This is a genomic window from Simiaoa sunii (genome assembly GCF_014337175.1).
GTDB classification, from domain to species: Bacteria; Bacillota; Clostridia; order Lachnospirales; family Lachnospiraceae; genus Acetatifactor; species Acetatifactor intestinalis.
The window spans coordinates 2820754-2845792 of record NZ_CP060633.1 but is presented as its reverse complement, the minus strand read 5'-3'; the positions used below and the strand labels follow the sequence as shown (position 1 = coordinate 2845792).

Below are 25039 nucleotides of genomic sequence, written 5' to 3'. Positions count from 1 at the left end.
GGAAGGAGAGGGAATATGTTAGACATGATTAGTAACTTTCTGACCACAGTGGATGATTTCGTCTGGGGCATCCCCCTGATTGTCCTCATTCTGGCTACCGGCCTTTTTCTCACAGCCAGACTTCGTTTTTTGCAGATCACGAAGCTTCCCCATGCAATCAAACACTTAATTGCCAATGAAAAGTCGGGCGAAGACGGCGAAGTATCCAGTTTCGCGGCACTGTGTACGGCATTGTCCGCTACCATCGGAACCGGTAATATCGTTGGTGTGGCAACGGCTATTGTAGCAGGCGGTCCCGGAGCTTTGTTCTGGATGTGGATCGCTGCGCTGGTAGGTACGGCTACAAAGTATTCCGAGTGCCTGCTGGCGGTGAAATATCGTGTGGTAGCAGAGGACGGACACATCATCGGCGGACCCTTCTACTATATCGAAAACGGTATGGGCAAGAGCTGGAAATGGCTGGCGAAGATCTTCGCTTTTATGGGTGTATGCGTAGGATTGTTCGGTATCGGAACCTTTACCCAGATCAACGGTATCACCAGTGCGGTACATAATTTCTTCGATGCAAATAATGCACATACCGTACAGCTCTTCGGCATGGACTATTCCTGGAGCGTGGTGATCTCCGGAATCCTTTTGACCATCTGCGTGGCACTGGTTGTTATCGGTGGATTAAAGCGTATCTCCACCGTGGCACAGGTCATCGTTCCTTTTATGGCAGTGACTTATGTAGTAGCCTGTCTGTTAGTATTGATCTTTAATGTAACTGCCATTCCGGCAGCTATCGTAACCATTGTACAGAGTGCGTTTGGTATGCGTGCCGTAGCCGGCGGTGCTTTGGGAGCGGTTATCATGGCAATGCAGAAGGGTATTGCGAGAGGTATTTTCTCCAACGAAGCCGGTATCGGTAGTGCACCGATCGCAGCGGCTGCAGCGCAGAACGACTCTCCTGCCAAACAGGGTCTGATCTCCATGATGGGTACCATCATTGATACTCTGATCATTTGTACCATGACCGGTCTTACGATCGTAATTACCGATTCCTGGAACGTAGGTCTGGACGGCGTGGATGTTACCACCAGAGCTTTCCAGCAGGGACTGCCTTTTAACAGCTTTATTGCATCCTTTATCCTGATGGTATGTCTGGTATTCTTTGCATTTACCACGATCCTCGGATGGGATTACTACAGCGAGAGATGCCTGGAATACCTGATCGGTCAGAAGCCGAAGGCGATCAAAGTATACCGTTGGATCTACATTGCCTGCGTATTCATTGGACCCTACATGACTGTTAAGGCAGTATGGACCATCGCAGATATCTTCAACGGTCTGATGGCGATCCCGAATCTGATCGCACTGTTGGCATTAAATGGTGTTGTGGTGGCTGAGACCAAGAAATACCTTGACAATGCCAAGAAAAAGTTTTAAAAAAGTTCTGTAGCCCTATCACGCGGGAAAATCCATATTTTTTCCGGAAGTATAGAAGTGAGGAACTATATGAAAGATCTTACAAAGGGCAGACCGTCAGTTTTGATACTGACGTTTGCCCTTCCTATTTATGGGCTTTAGCCTGTTGAGTGCATCGGAGTTTCTCCAAACGGAGAAATGGAGATGTGCGAAACAATAAACCACCTGCTATGCGGGTGGTGGGCAGGTGCTTATAGCACAATCACCTTTCCAAGGTATAATAGAGGTGTCCAAGCCACTATTACAGAAAGGAAAGGTGATTAAAATGGCCAATAAGACCAACGATTTAGCACACACAAAGTGGATGTGTAAGTACCATATCGTCTTCACTCCAAAGTATAGACGAAAAATAATTTATAATCAATACAAAGAGAGCATTAGAGATATTTTGAAACAATTGTGTGCATACAAAGGAGTAGAGATTATAGAAGGGCATCTTATGCCCGACCATATTCATATGTTAGTAAGCATACCACCGAAATACAGTGTGTCACAGTTTATGGGATACTTAAAGGGAAAAAGTGCACTTATGATTTATGATAAGCACGCAAACCTAAAGTATAAATTTGGAAACAGACATTTCTGGTCAGAAGGATACTATGTAAGTACAGTAGGACTTAATGAGGCAACTATAAAAAAGTATATACAAGACCAGGAGAAGTACGATATCATGCAGGATAAACTCAGTGTGAAGGAGTACGAGGACCCCTTCAAGGGGTAGCCGGTAATACAGACGCCCTTTGAAGGGCGGCGACGAGTCAAGGGCGTAGTGGCTTGAACAAAGTGAAAGCCAGCGTCTTTAGGCGCTGGCCGGTAACAGAGGCTTATAGCCTCAGAGCAAACCACCCGTTAGACGGGTGGTGGTGATTTTTTAGCTAATTTATTACAACTTACTTACAGCCTGGCAGATACCCGCATCGTAGGTACTTTTCTGGGAGATAATGCCCTGGCGGCAGTGGGGGCTACGACGACGCTGAGCAATCTGATCGTACAGTTCCTGATGGGAATGTGCAATGGCTTTGCTATTATTTCGGCACAGTGCTTCGGAGCGAAGGATATGGACAGATTGCGCAGATCCTTAGGTAATTCTCTGGTGCTTGGCCTATTGGCAGCTGTGGTACTGACACTTGGAGGGCTTGTATTTTTGCAGCCGATCCTCAGATTCCTGAATGTGCCGGAAAATCTGCTGAATACAGCAACACAGTATGTGTCCGTGATCATAGCGGGACTTGTTGTTACTTTATTTTATGATGTATTATCGGCGACCCTAAGAGCGATCGGAGATACCGTGACCCCGCTGATCGTGCTGGCGGTGTCGGTGGTGCTGAATATCGGAGGAGATCTGCTTCTGATCGTGGTGCTGCATATGGGAGTGCTGGGTGCCGCAGTTGCTACTGTGCTGTCGCAGCTGATCGCTGTGGTGGTGTGTGCGGTCTATCTGTGGAAAAAGTATGAAATTCTGCGGATACGTGTGGATGATCTGAAGCTGCAGGATGCCGGAATGCTCCGCAATATGTTAAGCTCCGGTCTTTCCATGGGATTCATGAGCTCGCTGGTCAATATCGGTACATTGACATTGCAGACCTCCATCAATAAGCTGGGACAGAATATTATCATTGCCCATACGGCAGCCCGCAAGATCTCTGAAATCTTCATGATCATGTTCAGCGTCTTCGGTCAGACAATGGCGACCTATTGCGGACAAAATCTGGGAGCCGGCAAAATCGAACGGATCCGCAGAGGAATCCTGTTGGCAACCGGTTATACCTGCATCTGGTGTACGCTTAATATTGTGACTGCTTATACCATCGGTGACTGGCTGGTATGGCTGGTCACCGGCAGCAAAACTCCGGAAGTGATCTACAATGCCACATTATATCTGAAGGTAGATACACTGTTCTATTATGTGACAGCGGTAATCTGTATTGTGAGAAACTCCATGCAGGGACTTGGAGAGCGGATCGTACCGCTGATCTCCAGCTCTCTGGAGATGATAGGGAAAATTGTGATCGCGGCGACGCTGGTTCCCATGTTCGGATACCCGGGTGTCATCGCGGCGGAGCCTATTGTGTGGTTTATCATGATCATTCCGCTATTGATAAAGATACTGCGTATGCCGGTCTGGAGGCAGAAAAACTTAACTGTTTCGTAAACAAAAAAAGTTGTTTTTACTTAACGTTGAGGAAAAATAACCAAATCTGACAGTAAAATACTTGTAATTTTGTCGAATTGTATTACCATATGGAAAATGTTACAATGATTTCACCGAGAAAATACTTAAACGTTTTCGAGATAGATTGAATATGACGAAGTCTTTTACAGAAAGGCAGATGTGGTAAGTATGAAGAAGACAGAGAACAAGAAAACGGAAGTAAAAGGGAAGAAAAAGCCATTTTTCACAATTTCCAAAAAGATACTGGCGCTGAGTCTTCTGCCGATGATCATTGTGTGTGCACTGGTTGCGACCGTGGGCTCCAGAGCTTTGGAAGCAGGCATCGAGGAACAGATTGAGAAAGCATTGCAGATCGTAGGCGTCAGCGTGGACGAGACTTACACCAATCTGTATGAAGGTGATTACACCAGAGATAAGGGAGGCAAGGTGCGCAAGGGAGGCACATCTATTTCCGGGGAGACGCAGCTGATCGACGGATTGCAGGAGAAGACGGGATTCCAGGTGTCTTTCCTGTACGGGAATATGCGTCTGATCACAACGCTGACGAAACCGGAGGGAGGTCGTATCAACGGTACAGGTCTGGAGACGGAGATCTACGAGCAGATTCAGACGGGAGAACCGCTGTTCCTTAAGGATTGCGACATCTCCGAAGTGGATTACTATGTGTATTATCAACCGCTGATCAACTCCGACGGTTCTGTGATCGGCGCCATTGAGGTGGCAACACCGGTGCAGGGGGTACAGGACACGATTCATACGCAGGTGAAGGATATTATCCTGATTGCTGTGGCATGCGTTCTTGTGGCGGCAGTGCTTGTAAGCGTATTATCCCGAAGCATGGTGAAAACCATGAAGAAGACGAAGCATTTCCTGGGCAGAATCGTGAACGGAGAACTGGATGCAGAACCGGATGAAAAGCAGTGCAGAAAAAAGGATGAATTGGGAGATGTCTACCGGATCTCTGTGAAATTGCAGAAGACGCTGCGCACCATTGTGACGGATATCAAGGATTCCGCGGATAATCTGACAGTATCTTCCAACAAACTAATCAAGATGGCGCAGGATACCCAGGAATCTGTCAACGACGTATACCAGGCAGTAGGGGAGATCTCTGAAGGTGCCAGGAACCAGGCGGATGAAACAACGGATGCCAATACGAACGTGGTGCGTATCGGTGAACAAATCGAGTATATCTCCGACAAAGTGAATTCTCTGACGGATTATGCCGGCAGGATGGCAGAAGCGGAGAAAGCTTCCGAAGAGATCATGAAGGAACTGAACAGCTCCAACGAAAGCACCAAGGAATCTGTCCTGCGGGTAGCGGAACAGATTAAGGATATGAACGGAGCAATTCAGAATATTACCAAGGCAGTATCCATGATTCAGGATATTGCGGACGAGACAGATCTGCTGTCATTGAATGCCAGCATTGAAGCAGCCAGAGCCGGGGAAGCGGGAAGAGGCTTCGCAGTGGTGGCAGAGCAGATCAGTAAGCTGGCTGACCAGTCCAAGCGCTCCGCAACCGAGATCGAGCAGATCATCCAAAATATCATGGAGTCTTCCGGCAGAATGGTGGAGATCATGGGTGAAGTGGAAGCCAACATGAATCACCAGCAGAGCAAGTTAGAGGAGACCGGTGTGAAGACTGCGGCAGTAGCGGACGGTGTAGAGAATTCCCTGCAGCATATCGGCGGTATCCGGGAGAAGATGGATGTCTTGGGACAGTCCGGAAGTGCGATCCGCGATGTGGTGGAAGGACTGTCGGCAATCTCCGAACAGAATGCAGCATCCGCAGACAGTACCATGCAAGCGGCTCATGGAATGAGTGATACCATGACAGAACTGATGACTTCTTCTGAGAATCTGCTGGCATTAGCGGATAAGTTGGAAAAGGTACTGGATGTTTTCAAGGTATAAAGAGGGGGCCGGAAGTTGTCCGGCAGGGAGATAACATATAAATGACAGAAAATGCAGTCCGGTTTTCATAGAAAATCGGACTGCATTTTCGTGTGGTTTATTGACGGAGATACCATCATGAATTACAATATAAGGGATGTAAGGAATGAATATATCATACGGGATAGAAGGAGAATGCAAATGAAAGAGATGGAACGAAGTAACCGGGTGGCTATGATAGCACATGGTGTGATCAATGCATGTATGCTTTTCATTAGCGTGATCGGATTCATTGAACACACAGTATCGGCTCCGGTGTTAGCAGTGCTAATACTTCTTGGAATCATACCGGTTGTGGCAGAGTTTATTTGTTGGAAGAGGGATCATGCGACAAAAGCTATAAAACATCTGTCAATGATCGGATTCGCACTGTTTTATACGGTGCTGCTTTTTACAGCGCAGTGCAATATGGTGTATGCATTTGTAATTCCCATGATGTTTGCAGTCATGCCATATCATGATGTCAAAGCATTTGCGCTTATTAATGTGGGGACGATGATAGAGAATGTCCTGGTGGTGCTTCTGGGAGCCACACAGGGTGGATTTGGCTATCTGGGGCAGAACGCAGGATTTATACAGATTTCGGTAATGATTCTGCTGTGCATTACATCCATCTATGCTACCATATCCAACCAGAAGAACACTGATGAAAATATAGAGAGCATTACAGCTGCGCAGGACCGCACGGAAGCAACCTTACGTGAGGTCATGGAAATGAGCAGCCGGATGGAGACTTCAGTAGCTGATATCACAGCGGAATTGAATAAACTGGAAACTGCCTTTGACAGCACAAAAATAGCCATGGAGGAGGTGTCTGCAGGTTCCGGTGAGTCTGCCGCGGCGATTCAGCAGCAGACGGCACAGACGGAGGCTATTCAGGAAAAAGTAAATACCGTGAGTGAAGTGGCAGAGACGATCGGAAACAATATGGAACATACGATAGAAATACTGGATGCCGGAAAAGAAGAGATGACAGGTCTGAAGGAGCAGGCAGAGGATTCTGCAAGGAACAGTGAGCTGGCGGCACAGAAGCTGGAAACGCTGGATCATTATATGCAGGAGATGCATTCCATCGTGGAAATCATCAGCAAAATAGCGAATCAGACCAGTCTTCTGGCGCTGAATGCCAGCATAGAAGCAGCCAGAGCCGGTGAAGCCGGCCGCGGTTTCTCCGTAGTGGCGACGGAGATTTCGGGAATGGCCACTCAGACAAAGGATGCTACCGGCAATATCGCAGAGCTGATCCAAAATGTATCCGGAGCGATAGGAGAAGTGGTAACGGTCATTCGCCAGATGATAGATGGCATCGGCAGCCAAAGGGAAGGAACGATGCGTGCGGCGGACAGCTTCACAGCAATTGAAGACAGCAGTTATACGATCGTGGATAATCTGGGAGAGATGCTTCAGATAGTAGAAGCTCTGAAAACAGCCAACCAGGAGATCGTGGATTCCATTCAGACAATCTCAGCGACTACGGAAGAAGTATCCGCCCATGCCAGTGAGACACTGGAAGCGGAAGAGAGAAACAGAGAGATTCTGCAGAAAATTACTGAAAATATGAATTCTATGGTAAAAAAATAAGTAACGGTTCCTGTGACAGAACGAACAGGATAGAAACAGGAGTGACAGAATATGCATGACAACGGGGTGACTTTACAGAAAAAGGTGTTACAGAATCTGGATATACCGTATTCGTATGAACTGGCAAAACGAATGGAGCAATACCGGTCACATCCGACACTGGGGTATCGCCCGGCGGGTTCTAAGGCAGAATTTGAGACCGGAGAGATGCTTAAGACAGAAATGGAAAAAATCGGACTGTCCGAGGTTACCAAGGATGCTGTGACGGTAGACGGCTGGGAATTTCATAAGGCAGCGTTAAGCTACACGAATGCAGTCGGGGAGACCGTGTCAGCAGAGCTGGGAGCCTATCAGACAACCTTTGTCACCGATGGTCCGAAGGAATTTTCCATGATGTATTTGGGAAAAGGAACGGAGACGGACTATCAGGGAAAAGATGTCAGGGATAAACTGGTATTGGTGGAGATTAACCAGAGAGATGAGTGGTGGATCAATTATCCGGTATACCAGGCACATCTGAAAGGAGCCGCAGCCCTGATCGCAGTGCAGAGCGGCGGCTACGGCGAAATCGACGATGAAGCTCTGAATGCACAGGATATCGCCGGACCGGAGGATGCTCCCGCTTTTTCCATTTCCAGAAAAGATGCGGCAGGCCTGTTGGAGCTGCTGCGTGATCAGGAGGAAATAACGGTCACCTTTGATGCGGAATCCAGGGTGACCAGAAACTGCACGACTTATAATATTGTAGGAAGGATCCCCGGGAAACATCCTGACCGTATGGTGCTTTTGTCTGCACACTATGATTCCTACTTTGACGGATTCCAGGATGACAATACAGCGGTCGCTCTCATGTTTGGTATTGCAAAGGCGTTGCAGGACAGTGGTTTCCAACCGAACAATACCATTGTGATCTGTGCCATGGCATCCGAGGAATGGGGCGTGGTGGATTCTAATTTCGACTGGTCCACAGGAGCTTATGAGCAGATATTCACCGCACATCCCGAATGGGTGGGCAAGGTGATCGCGGACCTGAATTTTGAGCTTCCTGCGTTGGCACATGGCACCAGAGCAAGAATCCGCAGCTGCTATGAATATGTCAGCTTCCTGGAGGAATATCTGGCGGATCTGCCGAATCTGACGATGGCCTATCCGGAAGAGACAGCAGTGACATCTCCGATCGAGACCTGGTCGGATGATTTTTCCATGGCGATTGCAGGTGTACCGTCTATGGTAAACGATTTCACCGGCGGAAGCTTTATGGAGACTCATTATCATTCCCAGTTTGATAACGATGAGTTTTATGATGAACAGGTATATCGTCTGCATCACGAGCTGTTTGCCCTGCTGATCCTGGCACTCGATGAGACGGCAGTGGTGCCGTTACAGTTTTCACCGGTGGTACAGCGGATTCGCAAGGGACTGGAACAGTGCCGGGAGATCTGCTACCGTGCCGATGTGGCGGGGCAGCTGGGAGAGAAAAAGCGGGCCTTGCTTGAAAAAATTGAGGAACTGGAGACTTTAAGTGACCAAGCACTCAGAAGATGCCGGGAGCAATACGAAGCGGTAGAGGAATACAACCGTAACTACAAACAGCTGCTTAGAGATGGAAAATACGACGAGGCGGAGGGACTTTTCCGGCAGACCAGACCGCTGGAACAGAAGCTGCTTGCAAGGTTTAAGCAGGAACAGGATGCTTTTGTGCGGATTGACTGGTACGGAAATGTGCTGTATCCTCATGAAATATGCAGTACGAATTTAAGACTTCTGGGCGGAGCGGTGAGAAATCTAAAGGAACAGAGACTTTCCTCCGCGCTTCGCAAGCTTTATCAGGTAGATAACAATGCCTATGCCTTTAATTTTGATGAAGAGGTATATAGTCATTTTACGGATTATGTATTCCACCAGCCGAAGGATCGCCTGAAATGGGGCTACGGAAGGCTGCCGGAGCATGAAAATCTATATGGAACGGTCAAGCAGCTTCTCCAAAAAGAAAAACATCTGGAGGCATTGACGGGATCCGGTATGAAGGAAATGGACTACCGGGAAGAAATTGCCAGCCTGGAGCATGCATGTAGCAAGCTTGTGGTCAGCCTGATGAATATCATGCAGCAAATGGAGAAATCTGTGACAGAGATCTTCGAATTGTAAGGATGGCGAGAGCAGAGCACGGAACGATCCACAGACAACAAAGCTGGGGACTGACATCATCATAATAAGGAGATAACAGTAAATACAATTATGGAAAGTGATAAGCTATATCGTGTGCAGAAGGAAGATCTTCCGAAAGTGGAGAAAATGCTGAATCAGTGCTTCGCACACGATCCGTTGTACGAGACGCTGATTCCGGATCCGGAAGTCCGTAAAAATCTGATGCCGGAGCTGTTTAAATGTGATATGGATGAATTTTATGCAACCTGTGAAATCTTCGCAGACAGCGCGGAATTGAACAGCGTGCTGGTAGTATCGGATGAGGCGGAACCGTACAATGTATTTCAGCTCTATTTTACGGAGGCTGTGGCTGCTTTGCAGACGGATTCCTATCTGATCAAGGAGGATCCTTCGTTAAAGACTTTTCGGAATTTTATGAAGGGTGAGGATTATCTCAATTCCAGCTGGACGGATCAGCTGCATCAGAACCAACGGCTGCACATCATTTATCTGGCGGTGGATCCCGCCATGCAGCATCACGGAATTGCGGCAGAACTTTTAGAGGAAGCCATTGACTATGCCCAGAAGCACAAACTGATGATCTCCCTCGAAACACATAATCCAAAAAACGTGGAATTCTATGAAAAGTTCGGATTCAAAGTATATGGTGTGATGGAGAAGAATTTCCCGTTAAAGCAATACTGTCTGATCCGTGAAGTACAATAATATTGCTGAAAATTTCAGAAAAATCCGGAAACGCAACTGCCGGTTGACAAAATTTCAAGGGCACTTGGTAGTTGTCAACCGGCTCTTTTGTTATGATTTTCCTATGTCGACGATCTATGTGTGCACAAGAAAACATTGATAAAAGAAGGAGAGAATGAAAATGATCCTGTCAGAAAAAATAGTAATGTTGCGTAAAAAATATGGGTGGTCCCAGGAGGAGCTGGCAGAACGCCTGGACATTTCCAGACAGTCCGTATCTAAATGGGAGAGTGGAGCCTCAATCCCGGATCTGGAACGCATTGTCAGTATGAGCCAGCTGTTCGGAGTTACTACGGATTACTTATTAAAAGATGAAATGGAAGAGACGGAATTCGCCGATGGAATGACACCGGAGATCACAGAGGGAAAAGTGATCACGGTGGAGGAAGCCAATACGTTTTTGGAAGCTACGAAAAAATATGCTGCCCACATTGCTCCGGCAGTATCCTTATGTGTGCTCTCTCCTGTTGTATTGTTGTGGTTGTTGGGAATGGCAGGTGCCAAAAGAGGAGCTGTCACAGAAAATGTTGCGGGAGGAATCGGTCTTATTGTACTATTACTGATGGTGGTAGTTGCGGTGGCGGTATTTCTTCTCACCGGAATCCCATACAATAAATATGAATATCTGGAAAAAGAAAAGCTGACACTGCAATATGGGGTATCCGGAATCGTGGAGAAAGCAAAAGAAACCTTTGCGGGAACCTACCGGATCTGCATAACCCTGGGTGTTGTATTGTGTATCCTGGGAGTGGTACCTTTGCTGATAGTATCCATTTTTTTCGGGAATAATGGTTATGCGGTAATCCTCGCTACGGATGTTTTGCTCATTGTAGTGGCGATCGCTGTATGGCTGTTCGTTTGGTCCGGTATTATCTGGGGCGGTTTTCAGAAATTGCTTCAGGAGGGGGATTATACTGTGGAGAATAAGGCAGTCAACCGGAAGTATGAGCATGTGACAGCAATTTACTGGTGTGTCTGGACAGCGGTTTATCTGGCTATCAGCCTGCCGACGATGCGTTGGGACATTACCTGGGTTGTATGGCCTGTGGCTGGAGTATTGTATGGGGCACTTCTGGCGTTTCTGAAGATAAAGAATCGGAAAGCAGAGCGCGAATAAGCGGATTACAATGGGAAATACGGCCGGCGTGAAAAAGGAGCGGAATATTATATGACAGTGGTATGCCTTGTGATACTGGCAGGAATTTTCTGGGGAGATTTTTTCCTGAAAAATTATATAGAGTCGCATGTGGATAAGCGGGACGAACGAGCAATCTGCAAGGGAAAATTTCTGATCCGCAAGCATCATAACAAAGGCATGATGCTCAATGCCGGACAGAAGAGAAGGCGTCTGGTGGCTGCTGTTTCACTGGCATTTACACTGATATTGACCGTTGTCTTTATTGTGAGTCTGGGACGTCGGGGCAACAATTTGCTGCGACTGGGTCTGGCGCTGTTGCTTGGTGGTGCATTCAGCAATACCTATGACCGCCTCCGCAGAGGTTACGTGGTGGACTACGTGAGTTTCCCGGTGAAATGGCAGGCATTCCGCAAGATTGTATTCAACTGTTCGGATTTCTGCATTATCATCGGTGCGTTGCTATCGGCGCTTGGAATGCTGTAAATTGAGAGTTAATGAAATAGTTGTTCTAAAATCCACGCAGAAAGGGCTGCCCGCCCCGGACTCGGATGCTAGCTACAACTGTGGATTTTCTAAAGGAAAGTGGCCAAGTGCTTCTCATCATGACGGGGCCGCCTTTACGCTGCCATCCATGTGCACCAAAAGCCATGCAAGCATGGCTTGGCTAACGCGAACATCGTGTTCGCGTTGCCCCTGCGGCTCAACCACTTTCCAAGAAAATCTCACAGTCTCCGCCGCATCTACGCCCGAGGGAGCAGTCCTTTTCTGCTGGGTTATGAAAAACATCCCAATTATTTAGGCAGAGCATTTGAGAATACATGTGCGGAAATTAAAAACAAGAATCTAGTATGTGCAAAAAATCAAGAAATACATGCGGACAATTCAAAAACAAGAATTAGGTATGTGCAAAAAAGTAGGAAACACATGCAAACAGCTCCCCCTAACTGCGGGCTACTGTTTTTTGAAAAACTTCATGGGTCTATAGAAGATAAATTTCCTTGTAGGTACTTTTTGGGACGGGTAAAAACAAAAACTAGACATTATGGGTCTATAGCGAAAAATTTGCTTTCTAGATACTCAATTTCTTCAAAATGAGTATCTTAGAGCCAGTTTTTTCCCTATAGACCCATATTCAGCTTTTTATGCGTTATTTGCAGCGAATTTTGTATCTTACAACTCAGTTTTTCTGTATAGACCCAAAACACAGAACGCCACGGCGGATGGAATGTCCTTCCGAAGATGTTTGTCGGGAGGTGGTGATATTTTCTCGAAAAGTGTTGAAAGACAGGCGGATGTTGCCATGGATGGCAACTGGAGCCGTGCCCGTACGGATTAGAACCGCTACTCACTTTTCGTTAGAAAATTCCCACCGGGAGACCTCACATCGAGGAAGGACATTCCGTTCGCCGTGGGCGTTCGTGGCTTCTTCACTAACTTTCAAGTTAATATAAGAAGGGTGAGCTTTACAGCTCACCCTTCTTATATTTTGCAACGATGTTCTGAATTCTCTCATTCGGATTCAGCAGATCACTGATGGAAGAATCGTGGTTCAAAGTATCGATGATGTAAGCGATGTACTTACTCATATCGCAGTTAATGTACCATTCTCTCTGAAGTAATTCCGGAGTCTGATAGATCAGGTTGGTGGTCAGTACCTTATCGATGATGCCGTTCTCATAAGCTTTGTCGAACTTGTCCAGACCGTTGGTGAAGAGACCAAAGGTGGAGAAGACGAAGATCTTATTTGCCTTGCGCTCCTTCAGAGCAGCGGCTACTTCCAGCATGCTTTCGCCGGAGGAGATCATATCATCAATGATGATCATATCCTTGCCCTCTACGCTAGTGCCCAGGAACTCATGAGCTACGATGGGGTTACGACCGTTGACGATGCGGGTGTAATCTCTTCTCTTATAGAACATACCCATATCCAGACCTAAAACGTTGGCTACATAAATAGCACGTCCCATACCGCCTTCGTCCGGGCTGATGACCATCATGTGGTTGGAATCTAACTGCAGATCCTTCACATTGCGGAGCAGACCCTTGATAAATTGGTATGCAGGCTGTACAGTCTCGAAACCGTGCAGAGGAATTGCATTCTGTACACGAGGATCGTGAGCATCGAAAGTGATGATGTTGTCTACACCCATGCTTACCAGCTCCTGCAGTGCCAGCGCACAGTCCAGAGACTCACGGGAAGTTCTCTTGTGCTGACGGCTCTCGTACAGGAAAGGCATAATGACCGTGATACGACGGGCTTTACCACCAACAGCTGCGATGATACGCTTCAGATCCTGATAGTGATCATCGGGAGACATATGATTCTCATTACCGCACAGGGAATAAGTCATGGAGTAGTTCAGTACATCTACTAACAGGTAGAGATCGGTACCGCGGACGGATTCTAAGATCTGACCTTTTGCTTCACCGGAACCGAAACGGGGCACCTTTGCATCCAGCAGATAGGAATCTCTCTGATAACCTGCAAATGCCAGAGATTCTTTATGCTCGCTTTCTCTCTCAGCTCTCCATTTTACAAGATACTGGTCTACCTTTTCTCCTAAGGGCTTACAGCCGGGCAGGGAAATAATGCCCAGAGAGCCGACAGGGATAGTCTCCAGATTTCTTTTTTCTTCACGATTCGCCATTGGGGTAATCCTCACTTTCTGATTCTGTATACTGTTCGGTTACAATAAAATAATTAATTGTCAGATGCATTCTGCATACGCTTTTTGCACATACGGATATCGGGACCGGTGAGCTTACACAAATCGTAATGACTGGTAATGCGGGAAAATACCCGGTCGGAATATCGGTCGCGCAATTCCTCCAGACTTAAGTTCGTGGAGATGATGGTAGCTTTTTGGCGCAGATGTCTCTCGTTCAGACAGGAGAACAGCTGGGATGCCACAAAAGTATTGGTCATCTCCGTACCGAGGTCATCAATGATCAGCAGATCACAGTTGTAGATATCCTCGTAGAATCCGGAGAGGGCTTCCTTTGCCCTGGCGTCAAAAGTATAACGCGCAAGGGTATCAAATAACCCGGAAGCACTGAAATAGATCACGGAATGCCCGCTCTGCAGCAATTCACTGGCGATGCATCCCGACAAAAAGCTTTTGCCAGTACCTACTGTACCATAAAAGAATAAATTGTGGTAGTCTTGTTTGAAGTTTTGTACAAAATTGTGACAGACATCGACGCATTTTCGGAAATGCGCCAGATCTTCGCCCTGATAGTATTCGTAAGACAGGTTGGAAAAATTCTCGGAAGCGATCATATCCCGGATATGAGACTGTTCATAGAGAATATCCAGTTCCTGCTGATGAAAACAATGACATTTTTTGCGAAGACCATTGTCACCTTCGATATAACCGGTATCCTTACAGTCCGGGCAGGTGTAGACCGGTTCTAAATAATCGACGGGATAACCGGCCGAGACGAGCAATTCTTTTTTTCGGCGGGAAATGTCCTTCAGAGAAAGACGCAGCCTGGTAAGCGCCTCATCATCGCCGTTTAATAAAAGCTTTGCCTGGGCTACGGAGAGTTCACCAACAGATTCGTCCAGCCTGCCGTATTCCGGAAGCTTTGTATAGACCTCCAGACGGCGCTGTTCCGTTAGATGACGATTGCGGTCCCTGGTCTGTTCATAGTCTTTCATAATGGAATTGTATTGTGCGTTAGTCAGTGACACGACATGCTCCCCTTTACCTGCAAATATTTCGGTTAGTTACTCAAGATCTCTTTTTCCAGAGCGGCAAAGTCATAACTGTTCTGGGCAAATTGCGTGAAACGGTTAGAGGATGCGGCAGGAGCAGGCTTTGTGGCCTTTTTCTTCTGGTAAGTGGCATCCGCCTGTTGGATATCCGACTTGTGATGGATTCCTGCGTTCTTCCAGCTGCTTAAAATACCTTCGGCATACTCAAAACGGTGTCTGTCCGTAGCGAGGGAACTACGCTCACAGGCCTCTAATATAATATCAGTACTGAAGCCATACTCTCTGGTCCAGCGATTGATAAATTCCAGTTCCTTTGCTGTGGGAGCAGTACTGCGTCCTAAGCTGTTCATGATGGAATAGACACTTTTATCGTAACGGGTAGAGAATTTTTGCGCCTGCTTCGGCGTGGTAATGCCTTCCTCTGCCCAGTTGACAGCAACTTTTTCTATGTATTTGAAATCTTTCTTTCCGCGTTCTACACAGTACTGCAGCAGATAATCGATCAGATCATCCGAAAAATGCAGCACATCTGTGAAGAACAGAATCGTTTTGATCTCGGAGGGAGTCAGAGGCTTACCGATATATGCTTCTGCGATGAACAAAAGTTGGGAAGTCTCTTCTCTCTCTTTAAATTCCCGCAACTGATCTAGGGAATAGGCGGGCTTAGTATAGACAGGAGTTGTCTCCTGCGGTGCAGTCTGCACACGCTGTGCAGCAGCGCTGATCATGGAGCTTCCTGCAGTATTCTGCGCCTGTACGGAACCGGAAGTTAACAGTACATTGTGCTGGGGGGCAGGGGTGGCCTGGGCGCTCAGATCACGGAGATGGATACCTACCAGAGCCTTATTCTCATCAAAGTCCAGATCCAGAATCTGCTGCTTCTCCCAATATTTCAATGCACGGATCACATCCTTTTCCGTGTGGTTGAACTTGTCCGCAATTCCGGACACACTGATGGCCTGATCCGCATTCAGCATGCGCAGCAGATAGAAATAGACCTTCAGCTGTGCGTCGTTGGCATCCTTCATATATTCATCAATAAACAGATTGGACACTACCGTCGAATCTGCATAATTATCCTTATAGAGCGCTATTCGTGCCATAACACACAATACCTTCTTTCACAAATTTCACAAATCATTCCTTTTTCAAAGTAAGACCAAGTATAGCATAAGACCTGTGAAAAAGAAATAGTCAATTTGCCGGAAAACCTTGTAAACACTGGGATTGCGGACACCCGAAGCAAAATGTGGAAACGGTGGATATTGTGGATACCTACAGACGGTGTATCGGAAAAAGCTTATATATCGGCAAATATGCGTCAAAATTCGACACAGAATTATCCACAAGGAAACAATAAAATATCCACAGGGAAAGAAGGGATAATCCCCAACATTCTCTGTGGATAATGTGGATAACTATTTGCCGAGCAGGTTTTCACCGATTTTTACTACATCTCCGGCACCCATAGTTATCAACAGGTCACCGTTTATGCAGTTTTCTAATAAAAAGTTTTCAATTTCATCAAAAGAAGGAAAATAGTAGCATTCATGACCCAGTGCCCGGATCTCTGCCTGCAGAGTCTCGGAACTGATTCCCAGGGTGTCAGTCTCGCGGGCAGCATAGATATCTGCCAGGACGACCTTGTCTGCCAGACTTAAGGCTTTGGCGAAATCTTTCATAAATGCCTTGGTCCTGGTGTAGGTATGGGGCTGGAAGACGCACCAGAGGGTCTTATGAGGGTAATTGGCTGCGGCATGCAGGGTGGCTGCGATCTCTGTGGGATGATGCGCGTAGTCATCGATAATGGTGACACCACCGATGGTTCCCTTGTATTCAAATCTGCGGTCCGTGCCCGTGAAGCCGTGAAGTGCGGAAGCGGTAATTCCACGGTCGATCGACAACAGATCGGCTAACGCAATAGAAGCTACCGCATTGCAGACATTGTGCGCTCCGGGAACCTGCAGGGAAAAACTGCCGGATCCCTCGCCATGGCAATGAAGCGTAAAGGAAGGATGCCCCAATTCATCATAAGTAATATCCGAAGGATAATAGTCTGCAGTAGAACCGTCACTGTTGACAGCTTCTTTATTAAAAGTGATCACACGGCAGTCAAGATCCCCTGTGATCTCCTGCAGTTTGTCAATGGCACCGTTGATGATCAGACAGCCATCTGCGGGCAGGAGTTTTGCAAACTTATGGAAAGAATTTCTGATATCGTTAATATCCTTGAAAAAGTCCAGATGATCCTCTTCGATATTTAAGATCATACCGATCCTGGGGAAAAAGCTTAAAAAACTGTTGGTATATTCGCAGGCTTCCGTAACGAACAGGTCGGTACTGCCTACGCGGATATTGCCGCCGATACTTTTTAACATTCCACCGATGGACAGAGTGGGATCTGTGCCGGCATGCAGCAGGATCTCACTGACCATGGATGTTGTGGTAGTCTTGCCATGGGTACCGCTGATAGCGATGGGGGTTTTGTAATTCTGCATGATCTCACCTAAGAGCTGGGCTCTGGTCAGATGCGGGATGCCTTTTTCCATCGTGGCGATATATTCGGGATTATCCTTATGGATCGCACTGGTAAATACGACGCAGTCGATATCATCAGTAATATTCGCGGCACGTTGTCCATAAAATACAGTAATCCCCTTTCTTTCCAGAGTTTCGGTAAGGGGGCTTTTGGAACGGTCGGAGCCGGAGACACGAAAACCGGCATCCGCAAGGATCTCTGCGAGACCACTCATACTGATACCGCCGATACCTACAAAATAAATGGACGAGGGGTGATTAAAGTCTATCTGATACATGTTGACACTTCCTTAATATAATGTAATGGCATTACTTATTAATTAACATTATATACATATAGACGAAAAAAAACAATCCGTAGGCATGATTTTGAAAAAATGTGTAACATTACAATTTTGCACAAAGTTGCTCTGTACGGAACTGGTAGAAACTTACAAAAAGATAAAAAATGGAACGACAATTATGTAAAAAATGAATATAAAAATTGTAAAAAGGCAAAAAATCCTAGTAATAAATATTCACTTTCAGGTATTGGTGTGATATAATCAGATTATCACATCCGAAGGAAAGAGCAGACGCTTTTTCGAGTCAGATGGATACATCGGATAATAGCCGCAAGCGACTATTTATTACAACAGGTGGAAGGCTAGATAGAGGTGAGGATATGATTAAGAAAGAAATGATAGCTATGCTATTGGCTGGAGGACAGGGAAGCCGTCTTGGTGTTCTGACATCCAAGGTTGCCAAGCCTGCCGTTGCTTTTGGAGGTAAGTACCGCATTATCGATTTTCCCCTTTCTAATTGTATTAATTCGGGAGTGGATACGGTAGGCGTACTGACACAGTATCAGCCGCTCAGACTGAATACCCATATCGGGATCGGTATTCCTTGGGATCTGGATCGCAATATCGGAGGTGTGACCGTACTGCCTCCCTATGAGAAGAGTAGCAACAGTGAATGGTATACAGGTACTGCAAATGCGATCTATCAGAACCTGGAATATATGGAGAGCTACAATCCCGAATATGTTCTGATCCTTTCCGGAGATCATATTTATAAGATGGATTATGAAGTTATGTTGGACTTCCATAAGGCCAACAATGCAGAGGTTACCATTGCGGTAATGCCGGTTCCCATTGAGGAGGCAAGCCGTTTCGGTATCATGATCGCAGATGAGAACCATCGTATCACCGAGTTTGAAGAGAAACCGGAACATCCCAGAAGCAATCTTGCAAGTATGGGTATTTACATATTTAACTGGAAGACATTAAAGGAAGCATTGATTGCTATGGCAGATCAGCCGGCACTGGATTTCGGCAAGCATGTCATTCCTTATTGTCATGAAAAGGGAGCTCCGCTGTATGCATACGAGTTCACCGGTTACTGGAAGGACGTAGGTACCTTAAGCTCCTATTGGGAAGCCAATATGGAACTGATCGATATTGTGCCCGAGTTCAACCTGTATGAGGAGTACTGGAAGATCTATACCAAGAGTGAGATCCAGCCCCCCGATTACATCGCTGGGGACAGTGTGGTAGAGAGAAGTATCATCGGCGAAGGTTCCGATATCTATGGAGAGGTATATAATTCCGTCATCGGATGCGGCGTAACGATCGGTAAGGGAACCGTGATCCGCGATTCCATTATCATGAACCAGACACAGATCGGTGAAGGATGCGAGATCAATAAGGCAATTATCGCAGAGAACGTTGTGGTAGGTAATCAGGTAAAATTAGGTGTTGGTGAAGAAACAGAGAACGATACTGCACCTCATATTTACAACCACGGACTTGTAACCATCGGTGAGAAGAGCGTGATTCCTGACGGTATCAGCGTAGGCAAAAACTCAGTGATATCCGGAGTGACAGCTGCTGCAGATTATGAGGATTCCCAGCTCGCAAGCGGCAAAACATTAATTAAGGCAGGTGAATAGCAGTGAGAGCGATTGGAATTATTTTAGCAGGCGGTAACAATCACAGAATGCGGGAACTCTCCCAGAAGAGAGCAATATGCGCTATGCCTATCGCAGGCAGCTACCGCAGTATTGACTTTACACTGAGTAACATGACCAACTCTCATATTCAGAAAGTGGCAGTATTTACCCAGTATAATGCAAGAAGTCTGAACGAACATCTGAACTCATCCAAATGGTGGGATTTCGGACGCAAACAGGGTGGATTGTATGTATTCACTCCCGCTGTGACAGCAGAGAACAGCAACTGGTACAGAGGAACAGCGGATGCTATTTATCAGAATCTCAGCTTCCTAAAGAATAGCCATGAACCTTATGTGGTCATTGCTTCCGGTGACTGTGTATATAAGCTGGATTACAATAAGGTGCTGGAATATCACATTGAGAAAAAGGCAGATATCACTGTAGTCTGCCGCGATATGGAAGCCGGTACCAATGTAGAGCGTTTCGGTACGATCCGCATGAATGAGGAAAGCCGTATCGAAGAATTTGAGGAAAAGCCTCTGCAGGCCAAGACCAATACCATCTCCTGCGGTATCTATGTGGTACGTCGGCGACTGCTCATTGAGATGATCGAGAAGTGTGCTGAGGAAGACCGCTATGATTTTGTAAGAGATATTCTGATCCGCTACAAGGATCTGAAGAGAATCTACGGATATAAGATCAAGGATTACTGGAGAAATATCGCATCGGTAGACGATTATTACAGTACCAACATGGATTTCCTGAAAGCAGATGTGAGAAATTACTTCTTCAAACAGTATCCGGATGTATATTCCAAGGTAGACGATCTGCCTCCCGCAAAATACAATCCCGGTTCCCAGGTGCGCAACAGCCTGGTATCCAGCGGATGTATCGTGAATGGTGTGGTAGAGAATTCCGTCATTTTCAAAAAGAGCTATATTGGCAATAATTGTGTGATCAAGAATTCCATTATCCTCAATGACGTATATATTGGAGATAACACGCATATTGAGAATTGTATTGTGGAGAGCCGTGATACGATCCGGGCAAATTCGTACTTTGTGGGAGAAGGCGAAGTCAAGATCGTAGTAGAACGTAATGAAAGGTATGTCATTTGATCTGTAGCATTTCGAGAGCCTGCAGGGCGGAAAAATGCGTAGGGATCACTGCAACAATACCAAGGGGGTTAGCAAATGCAGATTACAGATGTACGTGTTCGTAAGATCACCAAGGAAGGCAAGATGAAAGCGGTTGTATCCATTACACTGGATGACGAATTCGTAGTGCATGATATTAAAGTGATCGAAGGCGAAAAAGGATTATTCATTGCAATGCCCAGCAAGAAGGCAACGGATGGAGAATATCGGGATATTGCACATCCCATCAATTCTTCCACCAGAGAGAATTTACAGAAAGTAATCCTGGAGAGTTACGAGAAAGCATTAGAAGAGCCGGAAGAGGCAATTTAAATCATCAAAAGACATATAAAAACTGCTGTCGTCAGAGAAATCTGCGGCAGCAGTTTTTTACGCGGAAAATTAAAATCTTTGATAAGCACACAATCCATTTTCAAAATGAAGTCTGTCAATTAACTCCAAAGAACCGCCGACTCTTCGATACAATTCAATGGTTCCGACAGCAGTGCCGCCCTCCCATAGAGGAGCGGGAGAGACTTTTCCATCCGGATTTTCATAGAGCAGGGGCATCATCTGTTCCTTACTGCAACTTCCTGAGATGCGTATGACGGAAGTACGGTTCTGCGCTTTGAAATGCCAGATAAAACGTTTGTTGGTTTCTTTTACCTTCCATTTGCAACGGGGCAACGTAAGCGGTTTGCCGAAATGATATTCGAAATCTTCTCCGGTATAAGTCAGCTGCATCAGGATTCTTCGCCGCATGGGGAAAAATAAAAACTTCGGACAACAGCCGTCGATGGCGAGAGCGGAATGTTTCAGCTCACGACCACTGCGTTCACTGATCAGATGACCGGAAGCAAACTGCAGCCATGGCTGATTGTAGCTGCGTCCCCAATGCTTGTCTGCATAGCCGTAGGAAGTCTCCGGTGTAATATCATAGGTGACACCGTTTAAATTAACAGTACCGCGGAAAAAGGTCCGGATTCCCTCACCGTGCCAGAAGCTTTCCAACGCATGAATCACCGTAAAAAACGCATTTGCAATATATCCGGTATGGCAGGCTACCGCCTTGTGCATTTCCAGATCCCATACAAAACTGCCGGCATCGGTCATCAGAGAGCGATGCCGTGCGGTATCCTCGGAGATCTCGATGGCACCACTGATGCGATTTTCACTTAAGACACATTCCTCAATCTGCATATAAAAAGGATCCTGTGCTACCTGTAGAGAGGTCATGGGATAGTAGGACTGCAATTGCAGCCCACCGTCACCGTTCTTAGGGAAAACGCCTGCTTTGATACAGACATAAGAAGGCTTCATGCCATGACGTTTGTAATAGGGGTGTTGTCCGAGAATCGGCTGTGTGGTTCCGAGAGCCGGATTCAGAATACTATATTCCACAAAAAAAGTGCGGGTCTCCTGCGTCGTGGGACAAACGCCCTGGAAAGAATGCCACCAGCGCATGTAACCACGTTTTGCATCAGAACCCCGCAACATATATGCATTTCGTTTCAGATCAGATAAATTCATTGATGAAAGACTCCCCCGCTTTAGTACCCCTTAAAACAACATTTCGTAGATAACGTCTATATTATAATACTATATATTGTGAATGACAAGGGTGTCGGAAGAATCTTAAGAAAGTTTTAGAGATTTTCTTTGATCCGGATATCCACCGCGGTATAATTGTATTCCTTCTCCGGAGTCTCTCCGGTGGTCAGATAGGCGAACAGCAGGGAAAGCGGTTTGCTGCCCTGAATTTTTGGCTGCTGGCAGATAATAGCGGCAATCGTGCCATTTTCCAACATCTGTCTCGTGGTAGGGACCAGATCGAAAGCAATGATCCGGACGGAACCTTTTCGCTCCAAAGCTTCCACACTGCGGCAGCCGCCATAGACACCGCCGGCAGCAAAAAACAGCGCATTGATCTCGGGGTGTTCTGATAACAGTGCAGTGGTCTTCTCGTAGCTTTCCACTTCATCGTCGTGGATCTCCACCGTGTCTATCACGTGGATCCGGTCACGGTAAGGGACTAAGGTTTTCATAAATCCGGCAATACGCTCCGTATGGCAGAGGATATTGGAAGAACCGGTGACGATTCCAATGTTTACCGTACCGGAAGTCATCAGCTGTAAAAGCCCGGCGGCAGTGGCACCACTGCGGGTATAATTGCTGCCCACATAAGCGAGGCGTCTGGAATTTTCAATGTCTGTATTCAACGTGACTACGGGGATGCCTTGTTCATATAACGCATTGATACGGTTGCGGATCCGGGCGTCATTATAAGGAGTCATGGCGATGCCGTTTACCTCTTCCGCCAGTAGCTCGTCGATTGTCTGCAGCTGTGCCTCCACACCGAAGGAGATCTGCTTTGTAATTACAGTGCAGTTGTAATTTGCCAGCTCTTCCGCTTTTTCATCGATTCCTGCCAATACATCCTGGAAAAAGGGATTCCCGGTGGAAAACAGAATGACGCCTAACTTCAATCTCTTTTTCTGGGCAGCCAGGACCAGACCGGCACGATTGGGTTTATAGTCCAGTTCTTTTGCTATTTTTCTGATTTTCTCAGCAGTTTCCGGGTTTACTGCGCCGCGATCATTCAAGACACGGTCCACGGTGCCGCGGGATACTCCGGCAAGAGCTGCAATTTCTTTGATTGTAGCCATAAAAAGCCCCCTATATTTTGTTATAAAAGTATCACAATTTCCACATAAAGTCAATGAATGTTGCACACTTGTCCGAGCACGGTTTGGATAGACGGACATCGGGAGCATACAGCTTCACTTTTTAGAGAAAATCATAGGAAAAATAAAATTTCTACTTGAAAATATTTCTCACAGCAGTTATGATTAAAGTATAGCGTGCACGAGCACATAAAGGCGGCGAAACGGAAGCAAACAGTAAACATAAATAAAATGAAACTTATGGGACAAAAAATGCCGTACAGATAAAAATGGGAGGAAGAGTATGCTATATATTGGGATTGATCTTGGTACGTCAGCGGTAAAACTGTTGTTAATGGATAGTCAGGGGAATATTTGCAATATTGTATCCCGGGAATACCCCTTGTATTTCCCGCATCCCGGCTGGTCGGAACAGAATCCTCAGGACTGGTATGAACAGACCATGGAGGGCATCCGGGAACTTTTAAAAGACGCAGACAAGAATCAGGTGGCAGGCATCAGCTTTGGAGGACAGATGCATGGACTTGTCATTTTGGACGAGAAGGATCAGGTGATCCGTCCGGCGATTCTATGGAATGACGGCAGAACCACCGAGGAGTGTGACTACCTGAACAACGTGATCGGCAAGGATAAGCTGTCGGAGTATACCGCGAATATCTCCTTTACCGGTTTTACCGCACCGAAGATCCTCTGGGTGAAAAAGAATGAGCCGGAGAATTTTGCAAGGATCAAAAAGATCATGCTTCCGAAGGATTACATTGCGTATAGGCTGACCGGTGTACATTGTACGGATGTATCGGATGCTTCCGGTATGCTCTTGTTTGATGTGAAGAATCGCTGCTGGTCAAAGGAAATGTGTGAGATCTGCGGTGTGAGGGAAGAGCAGCTGGCGACCTGTTATGAAAGCTATGAAAAGGTGGGCTGCGTATTGCCTGAGGTGGCAGACGAACTTGGACTTCCGCACAATGTAGTGGTAGCGGCGGGAGCCGGAGACAATGCGGCAGCGGCTGTGGGAACCGGAACCGTTGGGGATAATATGTGTAATATTTCTCTGGGAACCAGTGGAACGATTTTTATCTCTTCTGATCATTTCGGCGTGGATCAGAACAATGCTCTGCATTCTTTTGCACATGCAGACGGTCATTATCATCTTATGGGCTGCATGTTAAGTGCTGCATCCTGCAATAAGTGGTGGATGGATGAGATCATCGGAACGAAGGATTACGCCGCGGAACAGGCACAGATCAGTAAGCTTGGAGAGAATCATGTCTATTTCCTGCCGTACCTCATGGGTGAGCGTTCTCCACATAACGATCCCAATGCCAGAGGTACCTTTATCGGCATGACCATGGACACCTCAAGAGCCGATATGACCCAGGCGGTATTGGAAGGTGTAGCATTTGCCCTGAGAGATTCTCTGGAGGTGGCGAAATCTCTGGGGATCCATCTGGAACGGACCAAGATCTGCGGCGGCGGAGCGAAGAGCCCGCTGTGGAAGAAGATGATCGCCAACATCCTGAATCTGAAGGTGGATGTGATTGAGAGTGAAGAGGGTCCGGCCATGGGCGGTGCCATGCTGGCAGCGGTAGCCTGCGGCGAATATGCAAGTGTGGAAGAGATCGCAGAGAAGTTTGTGAAAGTCACAGGAACCGTAGAACCGGATCCGGAGCTGGTGGCAAAATATGAAGACCGCTATCAGAAATTCCGCCAGATTTATCCGGCATGCAGACCGCTGTTTGAGATCATTAAATAACGCGTAGAAAAATCAAACAACAACATAATAAAATGAACCTCGTAAT

General features: G+C 46.6%; 18 protein-coding genes and 1 pseudogene. 13 read left to right on the top strand and 6 right to left on the bottom strand.

The window, feature by feature from the left end; all coding sequences use genetic code 11:
- The first annotated feature begins 15 nt into the window (after nucleotides 1-15).
- The 9 genes and pseudogenes from H9Q77_RS13205 (at nucleotide 16) to H9Q77_RS13165 (ending at nucleotide 11711) form a co-directional block, all read left to right on the top strand.
- Entirely contained in the window at nucleotides 16-1428 is a 1413-nt protein-coding gene (locus tag H9Q77_RS13205) for an alanine/glycine:cation symporter family protein (protein WP_119623999.1), read from the top strand.
- A gap of 304 nt (nucleotides 1429-1732) precedes the next feature.
- On the top strand, nucleotides 1733-2188 hold the full coding sequence (gene tnpA, locus H9Q77_RS13200) for an IS200/IS605 family transposase (RefSeq protein ID WP_118799699.1): 456 nt from the start codon (nucleotides 1733-1735) through the stop codon (nucleotides 2186-2188).
- A gap of 147 nt (nucleotides 2189-2335) precedes the next feature.
- Nucleotides 2336-3619, top strand: a pseudogene (locus tag H9Q77_RS13195) (MATE family efflux transporter); the annotation flags it as partial.
- Between the two features lie 189 nt (nucleotides 3620-3808).
- Nucleotides 3809-5557 (top strand): methyl-accepting chemotaxis protein, encoded by a 1749-nt coding sequence (locus H9Q77_RS13190; protein WP_118545761.1) that lies wholly within the window; start codon nucleotides 3809-3811, stop codon nucleotides 5555-5557.
- Nucleotides 5558-5737: 180 nt separating this feature from the next.
- Complete coding sequence (locus tag H9Q77_RS13185; protein WP_249325841.1) at nucleotides 5738-7177, top strand: methyl-accepting chemotaxis protein; 1440 nt, start codon at nucleotides 5738-5740, stop codon at nucleotides 7175-7177.
- Nucleotides 7178-7228: 51 nt separating this feature from the next.
- On the top strand, nucleotides 7229-9325 hold the full coding sequence (locus tag H9Q77_RS13180) for a M28 family peptidase (RefSeq protein ID WP_249325839.1): 2097 nt from the start codon (nucleotides 7229-7231) through the stop codon (nucleotides 9323-9325).
- Between the two features lie 90 nt (nucleotides 9326-9415).
- Nucleotides 9416-10051, top strand: a complete 636-nt coding sequence (locus tag H9Q77_RS13175; RefSeq protein ID WP_118545757.1) for a GNAT family N-acetyltransferase — start codon at nucleotides 9416-9418, stop codon at nucleotides 10049-10051.
- A gap of 154 nt (nucleotides 10052-10205) precedes the next feature.
- Complete coding sequence (locus H9Q77_RS13170) at nucleotides 10206-11207, top strand: helix-turn-helix domain-containing protein (RefSeq protein WP_249325838.1); 1002 nt, start codon at nucleotides 10206-10208, stop codon at nucleotides 11205-11207.
- Between the two features lie 51 nt (nucleotides 11208-11258).
- Nucleotides 11259-11711, top strand: coding sequence for a signal peptidase II (locus H9Q77_RS13165; protein ID WP_249325836.1), 453 nt, complete (start codon nucleotides 11259-11261; stop codon nucleotides 11709-11711).
- 980 nt (nucleotides 11712-12691) lie between these two features.
- Here H9Q77_RS13165 and H9Q77_RS13160 read toward each other — a convergent pair.
- From H9Q77_RS13160 to murC, 4 genes are all read right to left on the bottom strand, one after another.
- Nucleotides 12692-13876 (bottom strand): ribose-phosphate pyrophosphokinase, encoded by a 1185-nt coding sequence (locus H9Q77_RS13160; RefSeq protein WP_249325835.1) that lies wholly within the window; start codon nucleotides 13874-13876, stop codon nucleotides 12692-12694.
- A 53-nt stretch (nucleotides 13877-13929) separates the two neighbouring features.
- The gene (locus tag H9Q77_RS13155; protein ID WP_249325833.1) at nucleotides 13930-14922 is read right to left on the bottom strand and encodes an ATP-binding protein; all 993 of its coding nucleotides are present in this window, start codon (nucleotides 14920-14922) and stop codon (nucleotides 13930-13932) included.
- 32 nt (nucleotides 14923-14954) lie between these two features.
- A complete protein-coding gene (locus tag H9Q77_RS13150; RefSeq protein WP_118545745.1) occupies nucleotides 14955-16049 on the bottom strand; it encodes a DnaD domain protein in 1095 nt (364 codons plus the stop codon).
- 315 nt (nucleotides 16050-16364) lie between these two features.
- On the bottom strand, nucleotides 16365-17762 hold the full coding sequence (gene murC, locus H9Q77_RS13145) for a UDP-N-acetylmuramate--L-alanine ligase (RefSeq protein WP_249325832.1): 1398 nt from the start codon (nucleotides 17760-17762) through the stop codon (nucleotides 16365-16367).
- A 386-nt stretch (nucleotides 17763-18148) separates the two neighbouring features.
- Between murC and H9Q77_RS13140 the strand changes: the two genes are divergently transcribed.
- The 3 genes from H9Q77_RS13140 (at nucleotide 18149) to spoVG (ending at nucleotide 20889) form a co-directional block, all read left to right on the top strand.
- Nucleotides 18149-19417, top strand: a complete 1269-nt coding sequence (locus tag H9Q77_RS13140) for a glucose-1-phosphate adenylyltransferase (RefSeq protein ID WP_022153749.1) — start codon at nucleotides 18149-18151, stop codon at nucleotides 19415-19417.
- Nucleotides 19418-19419: 2 nt separating this feature from the next.
- Nucleotides 19420-20538: a glucose-1-phosphate adenylyltransferase subunit GlgD gene (gene glgD, locus H9Q77_RS13135; RefSeq protein WP_022153748.1), complete on the top strand. Its 1119-nt coding sequence runs from the start codon at nucleotides 19420-19422 to the stop codon at nucleotides 20536-20538.
- Between the two features lie 75 nt (nucleotides 20539-20613).
- Nucleotides 20614-20889: a septation regulator SpoVG gene (gene spoVG, locus H9Q77_RS13130; protein WP_022153747.1), complete on the top strand. Its 276-nt coding sequence runs from the start codon at nucleotides 20614-20616 to the stop codon at nucleotides 20887-20889.
- A 69-nt stretch (nucleotides 20890-20958) separates the two neighbouring features.
- Here spoVG and H9Q77_RS13125 read toward each other — a convergent pair whose 3' ends face one another.
- On the bottom strand, nucleotides 20959-22086 hold the full coding sequence (locus H9Q77_RS13125; protein ID WP_249325830.1) for a hypothetical protein: 1128 nt from the start codon (nucleotides 22084-22086) through the stop codon (nucleotides 20959-20961).
- 116 nt (nucleotides 22087-22202) lie between these two features.
- Entirely contained in the window at nucleotides 22203-23222 is a 1020-nt protein-coding gene (locus H9Q77_RS13120) for a LacI family DNA-binding transcriptional regulator (protein ID WP_118550019.1), read from the bottom strand.
- Nucleotides 23223-23523: 301 nt separating this feature from the next.
- Between H9Q77_RS13120 and xylB the strand changes: the two genes are divergently transcribed.
- Nucleotides 23524-24993 carry a xylulokinase gene (xylB, locus tag H9Q77_RS13115; RefSeq protein ID WP_118550018.1) on the top strand — a complete coding sequence of 490 codons (1470 nt, stop codon included), beginning with the start codon at nucleotides 23524-23526 and terminating at the stop codon, nucleotides 24991-24993.
- The last annotated feature ends 46 nt before the right edge of the window (nucleotides 24994-25039 follow it).

Bases quoted from the DNA above. Each gene is read 5' to 3' on its own strand.
- H9Q77_RS13120 (WP_118550019.1), bottom strand. From the start codon at position 23,222: ATGGCTACAATCAAAGAAATTGCAGCTCTTGCCGGAGTATCCCGCGGC.
- H9Q77_RS13165 (WP_249325836.1), top strand. From the start codon at position 11,259: ATGACAGTGGTATGCCTTGTGATACTGGCAGGAATTTTCTGGGGAGAT.
- xylB (WP_118550018.1), top strand. From the start codon at position 23,524: ATGCTATATATTGGGATTGATCTTGGTACGTCAGCGGTAAAACTGTTG.
- H9Q77_RS13150 (WP_118545745.1), bottom strand. From the start codon at position 16,049: ATGGCACGAATAGCGCTCTATAAGGATAATTATGCAGATTCGACGGTA.
- H9Q77_RS13190 (WP_118545761.1), top strand. From the start codon at position 3,809: ATGAAGAAGACAGAGAACAAGAAAACGGAAGTAAAAGGGAAGAAAAAG.
- H9Q77_RS13205 (WP_119623999.1), top strand. From the start codon at position 16: ATGTTAGACATGATTAGTAACTTTCTGACCACAGTGGATGATTTCGTC.
- H9Q77_RS13125 (WP_249325830.1), bottom strand. From the start codon at position 22,086: ATGAATTTATCTGATCTGAAACGAAATGCATATATGTTGCGGGGTTCT.
- murC (WP_249325832.1), bottom strand. From the start codon at position 17,762: ATGTATCAGATAGACTTTAATCACCCCTCGTCCATTTATTTTGTAGGT.
- H9Q77_RS13140 (WP_022153749.1), top strand. From the start codon at position 18,149: ATGATTAAGAAAGAAATGATAGCTATGCTATTGGCTGGAGGACAGGGA.
- spoVG (WP_022153747.1), top strand. From the start codon at position 20,614: ATGCAGATTACAGATGTACGTGTTCGTAAGATCACCAAGGAAGGCAAG.
- H9Q77_RS13160 (WP_249325835.1), bottom strand. From the start codon at position 13,876: ATGGCGAATCGTGAAGAAAAAAGAAATCTGGAGACTATCCCTGTCGGC.
- H9Q77_RS13170 (WP_249325838.1), top strand. From the start codon at position 10,206: ATGAAAATGATCCTGTCAGAAAAAATAGTAATGTTGCGTAAAAAATAT.
- H9Q77_RS13180 (WP_249325839.1), top strand. From the start codon at position 7,229: ATGCATGACAACGGGGTGACTTTACAGAAAAAGGTGTTACAGAATCTG.
- tnpA (WP_118799699.1), top strand. From the start codon at position 1,733: ATGGCCAATAAGACCAACGATTTAGCACACACAAAGTGGATGTGTAAG.
- H9Q77_RS13175 (WP_118545757.1), top strand. From the start codon at position 9,416: ATGGAAAGTGATAAGCTATATCGTGTGCAGAAGGAAGATCTTCCGAAA.
- H9Q77_RS13185 (WP_249325841.1), top strand. From the start codon at position 5,738: ATGAAAGAGATGGAACGAAGTAACCGGGTGGCTATGATAGCACATGGT.